Origin of the sequence: Helicobacter acinonychis (assembly GCF_900461455.1) — a bacterium.
In the GTDB taxonomy this organism is placed as follows: Bacteria; Campylobacterota; Campylobacteria; order Campylobacterales; family Helicobacteraceae; genus Helicobacter; species Helicobacter acinonychis.
On the sequence record NZ_UGIA01000001.1, the window covers coordinates 1,118,461 to 1,135,076 of the forward strand.

General features: G+C 38.4%; 19 protein-coding genes. 14 read left to right on the forward strand and 5 right to left on the reverse strand.

Annotated elements, in window-relative coordinates; translation table 11 throughout:
* The first annotated feature begins 122 nt into the window (after positions 1-122).
* From DYI00_RS05365 to DYI00_RS05400, 8 genes are all read left to right on the forward strand, one after another.
* Positions 123-1,484, forward strand: a complete 1,362-nt coding sequence (locus DYI00_RS05365) for a S41 family peptidase (RefSeq protein WP_104687760.1) — start codon at positions 123-125, stop codon at positions 1,482-1,484.
* Positions 1,485-1,544: 60 nt separating this feature from the next.
* On the forward strand, positions 1,545-2,669 hold the full coding sequence (locus DYI00_RS05370) for an SH3 domain-containing protein (RefSeq protein WP_041600256.1): 1,125 nt from the start codon (positions 1,545-1,547) through the stop codon (positions 2,667-2,669).
* On the forward strand, positions 2,656-3,375 hold the full coding sequence (locus tag DYI00_RS05375; RefSeq protein WP_041600171.1) for a 1-acyl-sn-glycerol-3-phosphate acyltransferase: 720 nt from the start codon (positions 2,656-2,658) through the stop codon (positions 3,373-3,375). The genes DYI00_RS05370 and DYI00_RS05375 overlap by 14 nt, the downstream gene beginning before the upstream one ends.
* Positions 3,362-4,063 (forward strand): uracil-DNA glycosylase, encoded by a 702-nt coding sequence (ung, locus tag DYI00_RS05380; RefSeq protein WP_011577236.1) that lies wholly within the window; start codon positions 3,362-3,364, stop codon positions 4,061-4,063. The genes DYI00_RS05375 and ung overlap by 14 nt, the downstream gene beginning before the upstream one ends.
* Positions 4,064-4,148: 85 nt before the next feature.
* Positions 4,149-5,141, forward strand: a complete 993-nt coding sequence (gap, locus tag DYI00_RS05385; RefSeq protein WP_011577235.1) for a type I glyceraldehyde-3-phosphate dehydrogenase — start codon at positions 4,149-4,151, stop codon at positions 5,139-5,141.
* A 14-nt stretch (positions 5,142-5,155) separates the two neighbouring features.
* A complete protein-coding gene (locus DYI00_RS05390; protein WP_011577234.1) occupies positions 5,156-6,364 on the forward strand; it encodes a phosphoglycerate kinase in 1,209 nt (402 codons plus the stop codon).
* A gap of 15 nt (positions 6,365-6,379) precedes the next feature.
* Positions 6,380-7,336: a magnesium/cobalt transporter CorA gene (gene corA, locus DYI00_RS05395; protein WP_011577233.1), complete on the forward strand. Its 957-nt coding sequence runs from the start codon at positions 6,380-6,382 to the stop codon at positions 7,334-7,336.
* A 6-nt stretch (positions 7,337-7,342) separates the two neighbouring features.
* Positions 7,343-8,071 carry a TerC family protein gene (locus DYI00_RS05400; RefSeq protein ID WP_011577232.1) on the forward strand — a complete coding sequence of 243 codons (729 nt, stop codon included), beginning with the start codon at positions 7,343-7,345 and terminating at the stop codon, positions 8,069-8,071.
* Positions 8,072-8,308: 237 nt separating this feature from the next.
* Here DYI00_RS05400 and DYI00_RS05405 read toward each other — a convergent pair whose 3' ends face one another.
* The 3 genes from DYI00_RS05405 to exbB are packed head-to-tail and all read right to left on the reverse strand — an operon-like array spanning position 8,309 to position 9,970.
* Complete coding sequence (locus DYI00_RS05405; protein WP_011577231.1) at positions 8,309-9,178, reverse strand: energy transducer TonB family protein; 870 nt, start codon at positions 9,176-9,178, stop codon at positions 8,309-8,311.
* On the reverse strand, positions 9,144-9,533 hold the full coding sequence (exbD, locus tag DYI00_RS05410) for a TonB system transport protein ExbD (RefSeq protein WP_011577230.1): 390 nt from the start codon (positions 9,531-9,533) through the stop codon (positions 9,144-9,146). The genes DYI00_RS05405 and exbD overlap by 35 nt, the downstream gene beginning before the upstream one ends.
* The gene (gene exbB, locus DYI00_RS05415; RefSeq protein WP_011577229.1) at positions 9,530-9,970 is read right to left on the reverse strand and encodes a TonB-system energizer ExbB; all 441 of its coding nucleotides are present in this window, start codon (positions 9,968-9,970) and stop codon (positions 9,530-9,532) included. The genes exbD and exbB overlap by 4 nt, the downstream gene beginning before the upstream one ends.
* A 280-nt stretch (positions 9,971-10,250) precedes the next feature.
* On the opposite strand from exbB, the gene nikR reads away from it, so the two are divergent.
* Together nikR and nadD are read left to right on the forward strand one after the other, a co-directional pair.
* Complete coding sequence (gene nikR / locus DYI00_RS05420) at positions 10,251-10,697, forward strand: nickel-responsive transcriptional regulator NikR (protein WP_011577228.1); 447 nt, start codon at positions 10,251-10,253, stop codon at positions 10,695-10,697.
* Between the two features lie 9 nt (positions 10,698-10,706).
* The gene (gene nadD / locus DYI00_RS05425) at positions 10,707-11,207 is read left to right on the forward strand and encodes a nicotinate (nicotinamide) nucleotide adenylyltransferase (protein ID WP_011577227.1); all 501 of its coding nucleotides are present in this window, start codon (positions 10,707-10,709) and stop codon (positions 11,205-11,207) included.
* On the opposite strand, the gene DYI00_RS05430 is transcribed toward nadD, so the two are convergent.
* The gene (locus DYI00_RS05430; protein ID WP_011577226.1) at positions 11,204-11,965 is read right to left on the reverse strand and encodes a J domain-containing protein; all 762 of its coding nucleotides are present in this window, start codon (positions 11,963-11,965) and stop codon (positions 11,204-11,206) included. The two genes, nadD and DYI00_RS05430, sit on opposite strands and share 4 nt — an antisense overlap.
* A gap of 144 nt (positions 11,966-12,109) precedes the next feature.
* Here DYI00_RS05430 and mnmA point away from each other — a divergent pair, with 144 nt between their 5' ends.
* Positions 12,110-13,138, forward strand: coding sequence for a tRNA 2-thiouridine(34) synthase MnmA (gene mnmA, locus DYI00_RS05435; protein WP_011577225.1), 1,029 nt, complete (start codon positions 12,110-12,112; stop codon positions 13,136-13,138).
* Between the two features lie 46 nt (positions 13,139-13,184).
* Here mnmA and DYI00_RS05440 read toward each other — a convergent pair whose 3' ends face one another.
* Positions 13,185-14,279 (reverse strand): coiled-coil domain-containing protein, encoded by a 1,095-nt coding sequence (locus DYI00_RS05440; protein WP_225236256.1) that lies wholly within the window; start codon positions 14,277-14,279, stop codon positions 13,185-13,187.
* A 177-nt stretch (positions 14,280-14,456) separates the two neighbouring features.
* Here DYI00_RS05440 and dnaJ point away from each other — a divergent pair, with 177 nt between their 5' ends.
* The 3 genes from dnaJ to DYI00_RS05455 are packed head-to-tail and all read left to right on the forward strand — an operon-like array spanning position 14,457 to position 16,599.
* Positions 14,457-15,572 carry a molecular chaperone DnaJ gene (dnaJ, locus tag DYI00_RS05445; protein ID WP_011577223.1) on the forward strand — a complete coding sequence of 372 codons (1,116 nt, stop codon included), beginning with the start codon at positions 14,457-14,459 and terminating at the stop codon, positions 15,570-15,572.
* Complete coding sequence (azlC, locus tag DYI00_RS05450) at positions 15,572-16,258, forward strand: azaleucine resistance protein AzlC (protein WP_011577222.1); 687 nt, start codon at positions 15,572-15,574, stop codon at positions 16,256-16,258. The genes dnaJ and azlC overlap by 1 nt, the downstream gene beginning before the upstream one ends.
* A complete protein-coding gene (locus tag DYI00_RS05455) occupies positions 16,252-16,599 on the forward strand; it encodes a branched-chain amino acid transporter permease (protein ID WP_104687365.1) in 348 nt (115 codons plus the stop codon). The genes azlC and DYI00_RS05455 overlap by 7 nt, the downstream gene beginning before the upstream one ends.
* Positions 16,600-16,616: the final 17 nt, after the last annotated feature.

A 16,616-nucleotide genomic window follows, 5' to 3' on the forward strand; every position in this document is an offset into this window, starting at 1 on the left:
CCCACACTCTTTTAATGGGTAGTGGGCATGTTATCTAAATTTTAGATAGAATAAACGCAAAAATTGAATAAAACCTTAAGGGTGATTTTTCTAATCTCAAAAATGGGTGGTACTATTTAACAATGACAAAACGACTTTTTAAAGGGTTGTTAGCGATTTCTCTTGCTGTGAGTTTGCATGGTGGCGAAATTAAGGAAAAAAAGCCGGCTAAACCAATCAAGGAAAATCCGCAAGAATTAGCGGCTAAAAGGGTGGAAGCGTTCAATCGTTTCACGAATGTGGTTTCAGAAATTGAAAAAAAATATGTGGATAAAATCACTATTTCTGAAATCATGACTAAAGCGATTGAGGGCTTGCTCTTCAATTTGGATGCGCATTCAGCGTATTTGAATGAAAAGAAATTCAAGGATTTTCAAGCCCAAACCGAGGGCGAATTTGGAGGGCTTGGGATCACAGTGGGCATGCGCGATGGCGTTTTGACCGTTGTTGCTCCATTAGAGGGCACTCCAGCTTACAAGGTTGGGGTTAAATCAGGCGATAAGATTTTAAAAATCAATAACGAAAGCACGCTGAACATGAGCATTGATGATGCGATCAATCTCATGCGTGGCAAGCCAAAAACCCCAATCCAAATCACTGTTGTGAGGAAAAAAGAGTCAAAACCTTTAGTGTTTAATATCATCAGAGACATCATTAAAATCCCCTCTGTCTCTGTGAAAAAGATTAAGGACACTCCTTATTTATATATAAGGGTGGCTGGTTTTGACAGGAATGTGACCAAATCGGTTTTAGACGGCTTGAAAGCTAACCCTAACATTAAAGGCATTGTGCTAGATTTAAGGGGCAATCCTGGAGGCTTACTCAATCAAGCGGTGGGCTTGTCTAACCTCTTCATTAAAGATGGGATTTTAGTCTCTCAAAAAGGCAAAAATAAAGAAGATAATTTAGAATACAAAGCCAATGGCAGAGCCCCTTATACGAATTTACCCATGGCGGTGTTAGTCAATGGCGGTTCAGCGAGCGCGAGTGAGATCGTAGCGGGGGCGTTGCAAGATCACAAACGAGCCGTGATTATCGGTGAAAAAACCTTTGGTAAGGGAAGCGTGCAAGTGTTACTCCCTGTCAATAAAGATGAAGCGATTAAAATCACGACCGCGCGCTATTATTTACCGAGTGGGCGCACCATTCAAGCTAAAGGCATCACGCCTGATATTGTGATTTATCCGGGTAAAGTGCCAGAAAATGACAACACATTGAGCCTGAAAGAAGCGGATTTAAAACACCATTTAGAGCAAGAACTTAAAAAGCTTGATGATAAAAACCCTAATTCTAAAGAGGCAGATAAAAACAAGAAAGATGAAGAAAAAGAGATCACGCTAGAGATGATCAATAACGACATTCAGCTAAAAACCGCTATTGACAGCTTGAAAACTTGGTCTATCATTGATAGCCACACAGATGAGAAAACGCCCAAGAAAAAGTAAAACGCATGGGGTTTTATTTGAAAAATGATAAAACCAAGTTTTAGTTTTAATGTGCATTTTATGAAAACCCTTGCAATCATTGGCTTGATTTTAAGCTTTCTAGCCACCTTTTTGGTGGCTGATGATACCAATCGAAATGCAAACGAGCAAGAAGAGATCAAAGCCAAAGTGGCTTATGTGAAAATCTCTCGTTTGGAAGATTTGGAAAACAACCCAGTTTATATCGGTCAAGTTATCGGCGTCACTTATGATTTGTTGTTATTTGACGCTCAGTTTTTAGAAGCTAAAATCAAAAACATGGATAAAACCCAGATTGAACCTTTAAATAAAATGCCCAAATGGAAAAAGGTAGAAAAAGAGCTTTTTAGAGCGACTTATTATTACAAGATTAAGGGCATGAAAGCGAGTATCCCACCTTTAGAAGTGAGTGCGTTTTCTAATAAAGACAAATACATAGATTATTCCATAGCCCCGAAAGTGGATTTACAGGTAACGGATTTATCCCAAAACCCTCGCTATGCAAAAATTATGGCTAAAGATTTGCAAGTCTTGCAATACAAAACCAAAGACTACGACGATAAAAACAATATTTTGGTGATGGAATTGGCGTTCAAAGAGGCTAATTGGGAAGATTTTAACATTAAAGAAGCGATCAAGCAGGGATTTGATAACGCCTCTTTGAATCAAATCAAGGCTAAAGAAGGCAGCGTTTTTTATTATTGTGTGCTACCTAAAACCCTTCAAAGCCTTTCTTTTGATTATTTTTCGCTTTCTAACAGGCAGTTTAAGACTTTGTCTTTTTCTGTCATTCCCACTCAAAACACTACCGGTATTCAAAGCGATCTCGTCCCTAAAAACAATTTTTTAGTCTTTTCTAATGTGGTGTTGCTCGCTTTATGCGTGTTTTTCTTGGTATTGTTTTTTATTTTTGGACGCAAACTCATTTTTTTAGGGCTTGGGATTTTGTGCTTAGGGTTTGTTTTGTACCACCTTTTATTCACGCAAAAATCAGCCGTTTTGCTCGCTCATAAAAAAATCCGCATTTTGCCCACGCAAAATTCCACCATTTTAGGGCTTTCTAAAAATGAAATGCCCATTAAAATCTTAGGCTCGCATGATGATTATTATAAAGTTCTAACACCGCATGAACAAATAGGATGGGTCAAAAAAAATGAAATCAAATAAAAAGTCAAATCGTTTGAGAGCGATTTATAGGGCTTTAGTGATCGCTATAGGACTAGCTGTTATCATTGTTTTCAATTATTTTAATCGTAAGAATAACAACGCGCGCTCCAGCCGTAAAACTTGTGCATGCTTTTTCTCTCTCGCAGGGGTTCATTTAGAAAAAGTAGGCGCCTTTGATACGGACGCTAAACTCATTGTTTTAAACCACCAAAGCTTATTGGATATTATTTATTTAGAAGCCTACCACCCCAATAATATTTGCTGGATCGCTAAAAAAGAGCTTGGCGAAATCCCTTTTTATGGGCATGCCTTAACGGATACGGAAATGATTTTGATTGACAGAGAGGATAAAAAGGGGATCGCGAGCCTTTTAAAAGCGTGCAAGGAAAAACTAGAGCAAAACCGCCCGTTAGTGATTTTCCCTGAGGGCACTAGGGGAAAAGGAGGAGAAAAATTCCTCCCTTTCAAGCAAGGGGCTAAAATCATCGCTGAGAAATTCCAGCTCAAAATCCAGCCGATAGTCTTAATCAATTCCATTAAAATCTTTAATTCCAAGCCCCTAGAAGCCTATAAGGCTCGCACCCGTTTAGTCATGCTAAAAGGCTATACGCCTGATTTTAATTCGCCCACTTGGTATGAAGAATTAGAAGAACGCATGCAAAAAGAGTATTTAAAACACTACCATGAATTAAATGAAGCTTTTTGATTACGCTCCCTTAAGCCTAGCTTGGCGGGAGTTTTTACAAAGCGAATTTAAAAAACCTTATTTTTTAGAAATAGAAAAACGCTACTTAGAAGCCCTAAAAAGCCCTAAAACCATTTTCCCTAAAAGCTCGCATTTGTTTTACGCACTCAATCTAACGCCCCCTTGTGCGGTGAAAATCATTCTTTTAGGGCAAGACCCCTACCATTCCATTTACCTAGAAAATAGCCAAGAATTGCCTGTGGCGATGGGGTTAAGCTTTGGCGTGAATCCAAACGCCCCCATCCCTCCAAGTTTAAGGAATATTTTTAAAGAATTGCATGCGAATTTAGGCGTGCCTATACCTTGTTGTGGGGATTTGAGTGCATGGGCTAAAAGGGGTATGCTGTTATTGAATGCCATTTTAAGCGTGGAAAAAAAGCAAGCCGCTTCGCACCAATATATTGGCTGGGAAAATTTTAGCGACAGGATATTAGCGCGTCTTTTTGAAACAACCTCCCCTTTAATCGTGGTGTTATTAGGGAAAGTTGCCCAAAAGAAGATCGCTTTAATTCCCAAAAATAAACACATCATCATCACAGCCCCCCACCCAAGCCCACTGGCTAGAGGGTTTTTAGGGAGTGGGGTTTTTACAAGCATTCAAAAAGCTTATAGAGAGATTTATCGCAAGGATTTTGATTTTAGTTTGTGATTAATGTTTGAGACAGAACCCCTTAAGAATGGCTTCATTTAAGAGCATTTGTGATAAAATGTCAATTTTTAAATAAAGGGAAAACATGCCAATTAAAATCGCTATCAATGGGACAGGGCGTATCGGTTTGTGCACTATAAGAGTTGCCAGTCAAAGAAAAGATATAGAAATCGTTGCGATCAATTCTACCGCTGAGATAGAAACGCTATTGCATTTAATCCGCCATGACAGCGTGCATGGGCATTTTGAAGCCAAGCTGAATGCTGATGGGACTTTAAGTGTTGGGCATAGTAAAAAGATTGTAGTGTTGAGCGAGCGAGATATTAATAAGCTTGATTTTTCTGTTGTGCAGGCGGAAATTGTCATAGAATGCACCGGTAAATTCAATTCATTAGAAGCTTCAAGCGCTCATCTTAAAAACAGCGTGAAAAAAGTCATTATCTCTGCTCCTGCCCAAAATACGCCTACCTTTGTCTATGGGGTGAATCACACAAGTTACCATAATGAAAGCGTGATTTCTAACGCCTCTTGCACGACTAACGCTACCGCCCCTTTATTAAAAATATTAGATGAAGCCTTTGAAGTAGAAAACGCGCTCTTAACGACCATTCATAGCTACACTAACGATCAAAATCTCTTAGACACCAAACACAAGGATATTCGGCGCGCTAGAGCGGCTGGCTTAAATCTTATCCCTACAAGCACTGGTGTGAGTAAGGCTATTTCGCTAGTCTTACCGCATCTAGGCTCTAAGATTACAGGCCTTGCGATTAGAGTGCCTACCCCTAATGTGAGCTTAGTGGATTTGTCTTTGAGCTTTAAAAAAGCCGTGAGTAAAGCAAGCCTTCAGCATGCACTTAAAGAATCTTGTAAGCATGCCTTTAAAGGGATTGTGAGCGTTGATGAAGAAAGGCTTGTTTCAAGCGATTTTATTTCTTCGCCTTTTAGTGCAGTTATTATTGATGATCAGATCATGACAATAGGCGAAAAAAATGCTAAAGTATTGGCATGGTATGATAATGAAATAGGTTATAGCGAGCGCTTGATAGACATGGTGCAATATATAACGCAAAATTAAAGAAAAGGATTTTTATGTTAGCTAAAATGTCGTTTATGCAAAATGTTAAAAACATTCAAGAAGTGGATGTCAATCATAAAAAAGTGCTTATTAGAGTGGATTTTAATGTGCCTTTAGATGAAAATTTGAATATTACTGATGATACGCGCATTAGAGAGAGCTTGCCTACCATTCAATATTGTATTGACAACAAGGCTAAAGATATTATTTTAGTGAGCCATTTGGGTCGCCCTAAAGGGGTTGAAGAAAAATTGAGCTTAAAGCCCTTTTTAAAGCGCCTTGAAAGATTGCTTAATCATGAGGTGATTTTTTCTCAGAATATCGTGCAATTGAAACAAGCTTTAAACGAAAACGCACCCACAAGGATCTTTCTTTTAGAAAATATCCGCTTTTTAAAAGGCGAAGAAGAAAATGATGAAAACTTGGCTAAAGATTTAGCAAGTTTGTGCGATGTGTTTGTGAATGACGCTTTTGGCACTAGCCACAGAAAGCATGCGAGTACTTATGGCACCGCTAAATTCGCTCCCATTAAAGTGAGCGGGTTTTTACTCAAAAAAGAAATTGATTCGTTTTATCAAGCGTTTAACCACCCCTTACGCCCCTTATTGTTGATTGTAGGGGGGGCTAAGGTTAGCTCCAAACTCACCTTATTAAAAAACATTTTAGATCTCATTGACAAGCTCATTATTGCCGGAGCAATGAGTAACACTTTCTTAAAAGCCTTAGGCTATGATGTGCAAGATTCTTTGGTGGAAGACTCCTTACTAAATGACGCCTTGGAGCTGTTAAAAAGCGCGAAAGAAAAAAAAGTCAAAGTCTATTTACCCATAGACGCTGTCACTACCGATGACATTCTTAACCCCAAGCACATTAAAATCTCGCCCGTCCAAGACATTGAGCCCAAGCACAAAATCGCTGACATAGGGCCTGCGAGCGTGAAATTGTTCTCTGAAGTCATAGAGAGTGCACCCACGATCATATGGAATGGCCCTTTAGGCGTGCATGAAAAACAAGAATTCGCTAGAGGCACGACCTTTTTAGCCCACAAAATCGCTGACACTTACGCCTTTTCGCTCGTGGGTGGGGGCGATACCATTGATGCGATCAACCGCGTAGGCGAAAAGGATAACATGAGCTTTATTTCCACCGGTGGAGGGGCGAGTTTGGAATTATTGGAGGGCAAAATTTTACCTTGTTTTGAGGTTTTGGATAAACGCCATTGACTTTAAGGATCACTTATGGTGAATGTGTTTTTCAAGCAGCAAAAATTTGTCATTAAGAAACGCTTTAACGATTTTAATGGTTTTGATATAGAAGAAAATGAGGTTTTGTGGTTTGAGTTAATCAACCCCACGCCCAATGAATTGGCGATTTTAAGCCAAGAATACGCTATCCATTACAACACAGATCATTCTAACCGCGTTGCTTCAGTCACCAAATACTGGGAAGACAGCTCTAGCGTGACGATTAACGCCTTTTTCACCAACCAAGATGACCATGAAAGCTTTCATACGGAAATGGCGACCTTTATTTTGTCCAATAACATTCTTTTTACGATTTATTATGGAGCGTTAGAGATCTTTGATGCGATCCAAAAAAAGGTGTTAGCGAGCCCTAAAAAATTTGAAGATGGGTTTGATATTTTAACGAAAGTTTTTGAAGTGTATTTTGAAAAAGGCGTGGAATGTTTGGAGTGGATCAACAAGCAAACAGGTTTATTGCGTAAAAACATCATTTTTAAAGAAAATTCCACGCATGATGATATTTTAATACGCTTGTCCAATTTGCAAGAATTTAATATGGCCTTAAGGGATTCTTTTTTTGACAAACGGCGCATTATCACCGCTTTATTAAGAAGCAATAAAGTGGATAGCGATACCAAAAATAATCTAAATATCATTTTAACCGATTTTAGCTCGTTAGTGGAGTCTGCCACCGTCAATCTCAACTCGCTTGATAATATCCAAAACCTTTTCGCTTCGCAAGTGAATGTGGAGCAAAATGAGATTATTAAGCTTTTCACCGTGGTGACTATGGCGATGATGCCCCCTACTTTGATTGGCACGATTTATGGCATGAATTTTAAATTCATGCCAGAATTGGAGTGGCAATATGGGTATCTTTTCGCGCTGATTATCATGGCGATTTCTACGATTTTACCGGTGATTTATTTCAAAAAGAAGGGTTGGTTATAGCCTTTCATGGATTTTATAACTTCGCTTTTTAACGCCCTTTCCACCATAGATGGCGTTATTTCATTAAGCACGCTCACGCTTTTAGAGATCATTCTAGGGATTGATAACATTATTTTTATCATGGTGGTGGTCTATAAACTCCCCAAACACCAGCAAAATAAAGCTAGGATTTTAGGCTTAAGTCTAGCGATGCTTACGCGCATAGGGCTTTTAGGGAGCTTGTTTTTCATCAGCCATTTGCAAAAACCTTTATTTGTCATAGCGGACATGAATTTTTCAGGGCGCGATGTGGTGCTGCTTATAGGGGGGGCGTTTTTGGCTTTTAAGGCGTTAATGGAGTTGAAAGAGCAGATTAGCCCCAAAGAAGAAAACGCCCCAAAAAAAGCGTTTGGCTTTTTCATCACCATTATAGAAATCATGTTCTTAGACATTGTCTTTTCTTTAGACTCCGTGATCACAGCTATTGGCCTTGCTAAACATTTAGAAATCATGGTTGTTGCGATCATTTTAGCCGTGATAGCGATGCTCTTTTTTTCCAAAATCATTGGGAATTTTATTGAAGAGCATTACCGCATCAAAACTTTAGCGTTTGTGTTTTTGCTCTTTGTGGGCGTGAGCTTATTGCTAGAAGGCTTGCATTTGCATGTCGATAAAAATTATTTGTATGCGGGCATTGGTTTTGCTCTCATCATAGAATGCCTGAATATTTTCATAGAAAAGAAAATCAAAAAATAAAAGCCGTTTCTAAAAAACAAACTTAAGAAGCCCTTTATAAAAGGCTTTGTTCTTTTCAAATGTGGGTAGTTAAAATAGGTTTTTGATTGCTTTATTTTTTCATTTTTAGATATGAGAGCGTTTTGAAATCCTCCCCTACCCCTAAACTTTTACCGCCCTAAAAGACCTCTTTTACGCTAGCGCTTGATTGAAATCAAGCTCTTTACTCTTAAAAACGCTGTTAGCATTTTTAAGATTTTATTCTTCTTTCAAGCTATAAGCGATAGGGATTTTTAGGTGCACCACTTCTTTTGGTTTAGGGAATAAGGGTGCAGCGTTTTTAATCGCCTCTAAAGCCGCATGGTTTAAAATGTCCGTGGTGTTGCTTTTAACAACCTTAATGTCCGTAACGCTCCCATCCATATTGATAACAAAGCTCACTAATATTTCACCCTCAATCCCCCTGACTTGCGCCATTTTGGGGTAGCGGTTTTTAGCCGAGATTGCGGTTTGGATTTTCATCAAAAATTCATTGCTCACCCCTGGGTTATAAGCTTGCGCTTCAGAAGTCGCACCCTCAGAAGTTTTATTGGATTCTTCTTGCTTGGTTATGTCTTTCACGGCGTCTTTGGTTGTGACTTCTTTAGGTGCACTTTCTTCTTTAGCTTTTTTCTCCTCTTTAGGCTCCTCTTTAGGCTCCTCTTTTTTGGGTTCTTCTTTAGGCTCCTCTTTTTTGGGTTCTTCTTTAGGTGGCTCAGGTTTTGGCTCAGGTTTGGGTGCAATTTTAGGATCAGGTTTGGGTTTTGGCTTTGGTTTGGGTTTGTGTTTAGGCTTAGGCTTGTGTTTAGGCTTTGTCACCTCTTTTTTGGGTTCTTCTTTTTTAGGTGCTTCCTTCTTTTTGGGTTCGTCTTTTTTAGCGGACTCAGCGTTGACTTTTTTGTTCGCATTAGTGTTGATGCTCGCTAAACTCATGGTAACCTTGTTGTTGCCCGCTTGCGCTAAAGGCAAGGGTGCATCTTCACGCAATAAAAAATACACAATCCCCAATGCATAAAGAATAGATGCACTCAAAAAGCCAATGATCGTTGAAAACTTACTGAGCTTGTGTGGAGATAGAGAAGTTTTCATGGTTATGCTCTTTTAGAATATCCATAATGCCAATAAAGGTCTCAAAACGAGAGTTTTTGTCGCTTTTTAAATCAATCAAAGTCTTGGGATCGACTTGCTTGATCGCTTCTCTTAACGCCTGTAAATCCGTCGGCTTGTCATCAATGAAAATATTGTCATGCTCATCTACTGAAACCACCACCACTTTTTGATCGCTGGGTTGTGATTTTTCCGCGTTTTTAGCGTTAGGGAGACTGACTTTAATCTTGCCTTGTGCGATAAAGGTAGAAACGCTTAACACAATCGCTAATAAAATGAGAATCACATCAATGAAAGGGACAATATTGAGCCCATCGCCTCTTCTGATGCTTTTCATTTGGACATAATCCTGAATTTTTCGCTCAACACATCGGATTTTCTCAACAAACCGTTATATGCAATGAGTGTGGGGATCGCCACTGCAAGCCCTAGAGCGGTCGCTTTTAAAGCTAAAGACAAACCTACCATGATCGTTTTAGCGTCCATCCCCTCACTAATACCCATGTCATAGAAAGTGACCATGACCCCTAGCACCGTTCCCAGTAAACCCACATAAGGTGCATTAGAATAAATCACATAAAGAATGGTTAAATTCTTAGTCAAATCCAAATTCAAGGCGTCCACATCTGTGTAAGCTTTCAAATTGACTTTGGAATAAAAAATAATCCTTTCAATCACAAACCATAAGGCTAAAAAACTCGCAATGCCGAGTGCAACAAACACGAAAGTATCCACATACTCTTTCAACAATTCAGTGGAGAAACCAGCTCCCATAAAAACTCCTTTTAAATAATAAGCACTCCCCTACACACTTCAAAGTAACGCTGCAATAAAACTCACTTTTCGCATAAACGCTTCAAAAATGATAAAGGAATATTAGATTGTTGATTATATTGTTTTAATAATAACAAGTCAATAACAATCAATGATAATTATAACTAAATTTAATCTAATTTCTCGCATTAAGATTAAACTAATTCAATAAGAGTATTATAACAAAGTATTATAAAAGAATTTTTTAATATAAAATTTATGCAAAAAAAGGATTTTTTCAATGGACACAAACAATAAAGACGATTCAATCATCCGCTTTTCGGTTTCTTTACAACAAAATTTATTGGACGAATTAGACAACCGCATCATTAAAAACGGCTATTCTTCTCGCTCAGAATTGGTGCGCGATTTGATCAGAGAAAAGTTAGTAGAAGACAATTGGATAGAAGATAGCCCTGATGATAAGAGCAAGGTTGCCGTGCTAGTGGTGATTTATGACCACCACCAAAGGGAATTAAACCAACGCATGATAGATATTCAGCATGCCAGTGAAACGCATGTTTTATGCACCACGCACATTCATATGGATTCGCATAATTGCTTAGAAACGATCATTTTAAAAGGCAGTTCTGCAGAAGTCCAACGCTTGCAATTAGAAATTGGGGGGCTTAGGGGGGTTAAGTTTGCTAAATTGACTAAGGCGTCTAGTTTTGAAAGCAATGAGTAGCCATATAACATGCCAAAAGAATTAGCGCTCTATGGAGGGAGTTTTGACCCCTTACACAAGGCTCATTTAGCCATTATTGAGCAAACTTTAGAATTATTACCTCTCGCTGATCTTATTGTCTTACCCGCTTATCAAAACCCTTTTAAAAAGCCATGTTTTTTAGACGCACAAATCCGTTTTAAAGAATTAGAATTAGCCTTAAAAGGCATGCCTAGGGTGTTGTTGAGCGATTTTGAAATCAAGCAAGAAAGGACCGTGCCTACGATAGAAAGTGTTCTTCATTTTCAAAAACTCTATTGCCCTAAAACGCTTTATTTAGTCATAGGAGCGGATTGCTTAAGGCATTTGTCTTCTTGGACAAACGCCACAGAGCTTTTAAAAAGGGTGGAATTAGTGGTTTTTGAAAGGATTGGCTATGAAGAGATCCAATTTAAGGGGCGTTATTTCCCTTTAAAAGGCATTGATGCACCGATTTCTTCCAGTGCAATTAGGGCTAGTTTAGGGCTTTAAGCGTGTTTTTTAATGTGGCTGTAAGCCTCTTGAATGATCGCAAAACGCTTGGCATAAAGAACCTTTTTTTCTTTAGGGGCACACAAATCAGGGTGGTAGGTTTTAGCTAATTCTAAATAGCGCTTTTTGACTTCGCTAAAATTCTCATGCTTGATAAACCCTAGCGTTTTATAGCATTCTCTTAATTTTCGTTCGGCTATGGTGGTGTAGCTGTTATTATCAAAACCATTAGGGTAGATAAAATTCAAGCATGCGTTATGGACGATCTTATTTTCATTGAGCGTTAAAATGAGTTCCCAAAAACGCTCTGAATTGCCCCTTATATGCAATTCATCTTGGGTTTCTAAAAACACATAGTCGTTAAATTTTTGGCGTAAAAAACGCTTGGCAATGGGGTGCTTGGTGATAAAAAGAGCGTATTCTGCACTAAAGGTTAAAACTTTCACTTCTATTTTTTCTAAAAGCGTGTTTTGAGCCATGATTTTAATGCGTATGGGTAAGTGGCTTTTTTGCAAGATTTCTTCTAAAGAATACGGACTAATATCCTTTTCATGCGCACATTCAAGGGCATGATAAACCCAATTAAGGAAGTAATTTTTTTTAAAACATTCCGTGTCGTTTAAAATCAATAGCGATGAAGAGAGCATGTGGCATTGGCTAAAATGCTTTTTAGCGTAGTTTAAAACTTTTTTCAATAAAGGGTGGCTGTTAGGGAGCGCGATTTGCGTGAATTTGGCTAACAATTCAATTTTTGCCATTACCCTTTATTCTCCATGCGTTTTGATTTTGGTGCGATTTTAAAAATCTTTGGGTATTTTAGCATGCCAATGATTAAAAAAGGGCAGTTATGAATGGTTTTTGCGCTAGACTACAAGCCATAATAATTGAATGAAAGAATAACAATGAAAATAGCAGTATTACTCAGTGGGGGGGTGGATAGCTCTTATAGCGCTTATAACCTAAAAGAGCAAGGGCATGAATTAGTGGGGATTTATTTAAAACTCCATGCGAGTGAAAAAAAGCACGATCTATACATTAAAAACGCTCAAAAAGCGTGCGAGTTTTTAGGCATTCCTTTAGAAGTTTTGGATTTTCAAAAGGATTTTAAAAGCGTGGTTTATGACGCATTCATTTCAGCGTATGAAGAAGGGCAAACCCCTAACCCATGTGCTTTGTGTAACCCTTTAATGAAGTTTGGGCTAGCTTTAGATCACGCTTTAAAATTAGGGTGTGAAAAAATCGCTACTGGGCATTATGCGAGAATTGAAGAGAATGATAAGGTGAGCTACATAAGAGAAGCTTTGGATAAAACTAAAGATCAAAGCTATTTTTTATACGCTTTAGAGCATGAAGTCATCGCTAAATTGGTGTTTCCTTTAGGGGATTTATTAAAAAAGGATATTAAGCCTTTAGCCTTGAATGCAATGCCTTTTTTAGGCACTCTAGAGACTTATAAGGAATCTCAAGAAATTTGTTTTGTGGAAAAAAGCTACATTGACACTTTAAAAAAACATGTTGAAGTGGAAAAAGAGGGCGTGGTGAAAAATTTACAAGGCAAAATTATTGGCACGCATAAGGGCTATATGCAATACACGATCGGCAAACGAAAAGGCTTTAACATTAAGGGGGCGTTAGAACCGCATTTTGTGGTGAGGATTGACGCTAAAAAGAACGAGCTAGTCGTGGGTAAAAAAGAAGATCTAGCCACGCATTTTCTCAAAGCTAAAAACAAATCTTTGATGAAAGATTTTAAAAGTGGCGAATATTTCATCAAGGCTCGTTATAGGAGCATGCCCACTAAAGCGTTCGTGAGCTTGAAAGATGAAATGATTGAAGTGGAGCTTAAAGAGCCTTTTTATGGCGTGGCTAAAGGGCAAGCCTTGGTGGTCTATAAAGATGACATTGTGCTTGGTGGGGGCGTGATTGTTTAAGACTTTTATGCTTGTGTCCTATAAAAAGGTTTTAAAAGCTTAAGCCTTATTCTTGCTTAAAATTTTTAAAACTAGGGAATCCATGCGGATCTAGGCGGATATTTTTGATTGAAGCTTTTTCATTGCTAGAATGACCATTAAAACCATTGCTAGAATTGAAGGGCTTTTGGGTTTTGGTGTGCTGTTTGGCTAAAAGGACTAAAACTTGGGCGTTTAGTGCCATGGTCTCATTTAAAAACGCCATTTGCTTATTTAATTCGCTTAAAAACTCTATATTCAAGGTTTTTAAAGTATGCTCGTAATTGGCTAAAATCAAGGCTTGCTTTTCTTTATTGTTTTTAGCGTTTTTTAATTCCTTGTCTCGCTCTATTAAAGCGTTTTGGTAGCGTTGCTGGAGTTGGTTTTTGCATGATTTTAGGTTTTCTTTGTCGCATAAAAAATGCGTTTTTAAAGTTTCTAGGCGTTTTTCTAGGGGTAAAAAGGTTTTTAGAGCGTCTTCTTGGGCTTGGATTTGATCTTGAAGCTTGTTCTGGACTTTTTTCAAACGCATGGCTTTATAGGCTTGAAAATCATGGTTGATCAGAGCGTTGTATTCTAAAGTTTTGTTGTGGGCTTGTTGATCATGGGCTTGATTTTCTAAAACTTGATCGCATAAGGCGTTTAAAGCGCTCATTAAATCTAATTGTGAGAGCAAATAAGCGAGTTTAGGCTCTTTAAGTAAAAAAAGGGCGTTATTTTGCTCTTGGACTTCTAAAGCGTTTAAAGCCTCTTCTAAATTCTTAACGCCACTCAAATAAGGGCAATGCTCTTGTAAAAAAAGCATTTGAGATTCTTCAATCAAGCGTTCTTGCTCCACGCTCTCTTTTAAGCGTTTCTCTAAAGCTTGTAATTTTTCTAATTCCAAAGCGCTATGTTTCAATAACGCATCAGTGTCCATAAGGCGGATTTGGCTAGCGTTTAAAAAACGCCTTTGGCTAGATAGCGTACTGTTAGCTTTTTTGATTTCTTTAAGTTGATCCTGATTGTTAGAAAGCACATTTTGATAGACCCTTAAACTTTCATTGAGTTTATAGAGCATGTCAGAAAGCTGTTCGTTAGAGCGCGAAAGCTTGGCATTGGTTTGAGAATCAAAGGTCATCATTATCTGCGCGTTTGAAAAAGTTAGAAAAAATACCAAAAAGCTAAAAAATCTCATAAGGTTATCTTTATCACTATAGTTTCATCGTGTTATTTTATCTAAGTTTTGGCGTGCACAAAACACGCAAATTCATCGCTTTTAAGGTAAAATAAGCGTTTTGATGCCATTTTTGGAGCGATCGTGGAATTAAGTTATTATGAAATTTTAGAAGTGGAAAAACACAGCAACCAAGAGACGATTAAAAGGTCTTACAGAAAGCTCGCTTTAAAATACCACCCAGACAGAAACGCCGGCGATAAAGAAGCCGAAGAAAGATTCAAGCTCATCAATGAAGCCTATGGGGTGTTAAGCGATGAAAAGAAACGGGCCTTATACGATAGGTATGGTAAGCAAGGCTTAAATCAAGCCGGTGCAAGCCAAAGCGATTTTTCTGATTTTTTTGAAGACTTAGGATCGTTTTTTGAAGACGCTTTTGGGTTTAGCGCTAGGGGGAGTAAAAGGCAAAAAAGTGCTATCGCACCGGATTATTTGCAAACCATTAAATTGAGTTTTAAAGAAGCGGTTTTTGGCTGTAAAAAAACAATTAAAGTCCAATACCAAAGCGTTTGTGAAGTTTGCGATGGCACAGGCGCTCAAGATAAAGCTCTAGAGACTTGTAAGCAATGCAATGGGCAAGGGCAAGTGTTTATGCGTCAGGGTTTTATGAGCTTTGCGCAAACTTGTGGGGCGTGTAAAGGCAAGGGCAAGATCATTAAAACCCCATGCCAAGCGTGTAAGGGCAAAACCTACATTCTTAAAGATGAAGAAATTGATGCGACAATCCCTGAAGGCATTGATGATCAAAACCGCATGGTGCTTAAAAATAAGGGTAATGAATACGAGAAGGGCAAAAGAGGGGATTTATATTTAGAAGTGCAAGTCAAAGAAGATGAGCATTTTAAGCGCAAGGGCTGTGATTTATTCATTGAAGCGCCGGTATTTTTCACCACTATCGCTTTAGGGCATACGATCAAAGTGCCGTCTTTAAAAGGAGATGAATTAGAATTAAAAATCCCTAGAAACGCCAGAGACAAACAAACTTTTGTGTTTAGAAATGAGGGTGTGAAGCACCCTGAAAGCTCTTACAGGGGGAGTTTGATCGTGGTGTTGCAAGTGGTTTATCCTAAAAGTTTGGATAAAGAGCAGCAAGCGTTATTGGAGAAATTGCATGCGAGTTTTGGTTATGAGAGCGAGCCGCATAAAGGCCTTTTAGAAACTTGTATTTCTAAATTTAAAGATTGGTTTAAAGGTTGTTGATGCATGAGTTTCTAAAAGCTTTAAAAAACGCTTTCCCTCACACCATTTCTATTTTGTTAGGGTATTTGCTTATGGGAACGACTTTTGGAATGCTTTTAACCCAACAAGGCTATGATTATAAAGTCGCTTTATTCATGTCGTTATTCATCTATGCTGGGGCGGTCCAATTTGTGGCGATCACGCTTTTAAGCATGCAAGCGGATTTGATGAATGTGCTTATTGTGAGCTTGTTAGTGAATGCAAGACAAACCTGCTATGCACTCTCCATGCTAGATAGATTCAAAAACACCAAATGGCGTTTGCCTTATTTAGCGCACACGCTCAGCGATGAAACCTTTGCATTATTGAATTTATACGCCCCTAAAAAGGGGGTTAATGAAAACGATTTCATGTTGAGCATTTCCTTACTCAACCATTCTTATTGGGTTATTGGCTCTTTAATCGGTTCATTAGCCGGCTCTCGTTTTTCTTTTGACACTCAAGGCGTGGGCTTTGTGATGACAGCGATTTTTATCGTGCTGTTTATGGAGCAATACAAACGAAACACGAATCATAAAAACGCATGGCTTGGGGTTTTGATCGCAGTTGTTTGTTTAGCGCTCTTTGGATCCAAATACTTTTTGCTTTTTGCTTTAGTTTTAATGCTACTCGCCCTCATTTCTTTCAGAAAGCAGTTAGAATGTTAGAGCATTCCACCCTTATTATTTTAATCATCATGCTGACGACTTATTTCACGCGCATTTGGCCTTTTATCGTATTTAATGCGAAAAACCCACCCAATGATTTTGTGCGCTATTTAGGTAGGGCTTTGTCATGTTCAGTGATAGGCATGCTCGTGGTTTATTGTTTCAAAGACACGCAAATTTTAAAACCCCCTTATGGGATCAATGAAATCATCGCTCTTTTATCCGTTGTTTTTTTGCACCGGATTTTTAAGGTGTTTGTTTTAAGCATCACGATCCCCACTATTCTTTACATGTTTTTAGTCCAAAGCCATGCGTTAGAAAAGGTTTTTTTTAATCTTTAAAAAACTATTGAAATCTT

What these genes read in the sequence shown, in the direction of transcription:
- DYI00_RS05365 (WP_104687760.1), top strand. Translation starts at nt 123, where the DNA reads ATGACAAAACGACTTTTTAAAGGGTTGTTAGCGATTTCTCTTGCTGTG.
- DYI00_RS05370 (WP_041600256.1), top strand. Translation starts at nt 1,545, where the DNA reads ATGAAAACCCTTGCAATCATTGGCTTGATTTTAAGCTTTCTAGCCACC.
- DYI00_RS05375 (WP_041600171.1), top strand. Translation starts at nt 2,656, where the DNA reads ATGAAATCAAATAAAAAGTCAAATCGTTTGAGAGCGATTTATAGGGCT.
- ung (WP_011577236.1), top strand. Translation starts at nt 3,362, where the DNA reads ATGAAGCTTTTTGATTACGCTCCCTTAAGCCTAGCTTGGCGGGAGTTT.
- gap (WP_011577235.1), top strand. Translation starts at nt 4,149, where the DNA reads ATGCCAATTAAAATCGCTATCAATGGGACAGGGCGTATCGGTTTGTGC.
- DYI00_RS05390 (WP_011577234.1), top strand. Translation starts at nt 5,156, where the DNA reads ATGTTAGCTAAAATGTCGTTTATGCAAAATGTTAAAAACATTCAAGAA.
- corA (WP_011577233.1), top strand. Translation starts at nt 6,380, where the DNA reads ATGGTGAATGTGTTTTTCAAGCAGCAAAAATTTGTCATTAAGAAACGC.
- DYI00_RS05400 (WP_011577232.1), top strand. Translation starts at nt 7,343, where the DNA reads ATGGATTTTATAACTTCGCTTTTTAACGCCCTTTCCACCATAGATGGC.
- DYI00_RS05405 (WP_011577231.1), bottom strand. Translation starts at nt 9,178, where the DNA reads ATGAAAACTTCTCTATCTCCACACAAGCTCAGTAAGTTTTCAACGATC.
- exbD (WP_011577230.1), bottom strand. Translation starts at nt 9,533, where the DNA reads ATGAAAAGCATCAGAAGAGGCGATGGGCTCAATATTGTCCCTTTCATT.
- exbB (WP_011577229.1), bottom strand. Translation starts at nt 9,970, where the DNA reads ATGGGAGCTGGTTTCTCCACTGAATTGTTGAAAGAGTATGTGGATACT.
- nikR (WP_011577228.1), top strand. Translation starts at nt 10,251, where the DNA reads ATGGACACAAACAATAAAGACGATTCAATCATCCGCTTTTCGGTTTCT.
- nadD (WP_011577227.1), top strand. Translation starts at nt 10,707, where the DNA reads ATGCCAAAAGAATTAGCGCTCTATGGAGGGAGTTTTGACCCCTTACAC.
- DYI00_RS05430 (WP_011577226.1), bottom strand. Translation starts at nt 11,965, where the DNA reads ATGGCAAAAATTGAATTGTTAGCCAAATTCACGCAAATCGCGCTCCCT.
- mnmA (WP_011577225.1), top strand. Translation starts at nt 12,110, where the DNA reads ATGAAAATAGCAGTATTACTCAGTGGGGGGGTGGATAGCTCTTATAGC.
- DYI00_RS05440 (WP_225236256.1), bottom strand. Translation starts at nt 14,279, where the DNA reads ATGATGACCTTTGATTCTCAAACCAATGCCAAGCTTTCGCGCTCTAAC.
- azlC (WP_011577222.1), top strand. Translation starts at nt 15,572, where the DNA reads ATGCATGAGTTTCTAAAAGCTTTAAAAAACGCTTTCCCTCACACCATT.
- DYI00_RS05455 (WP_104687365.1), top strand. Translation starts at nt 16,252, where the DNA reads ATGTTAGAGCATTCCACCCTTATTATTTTAATCATCATGCTGACGACT.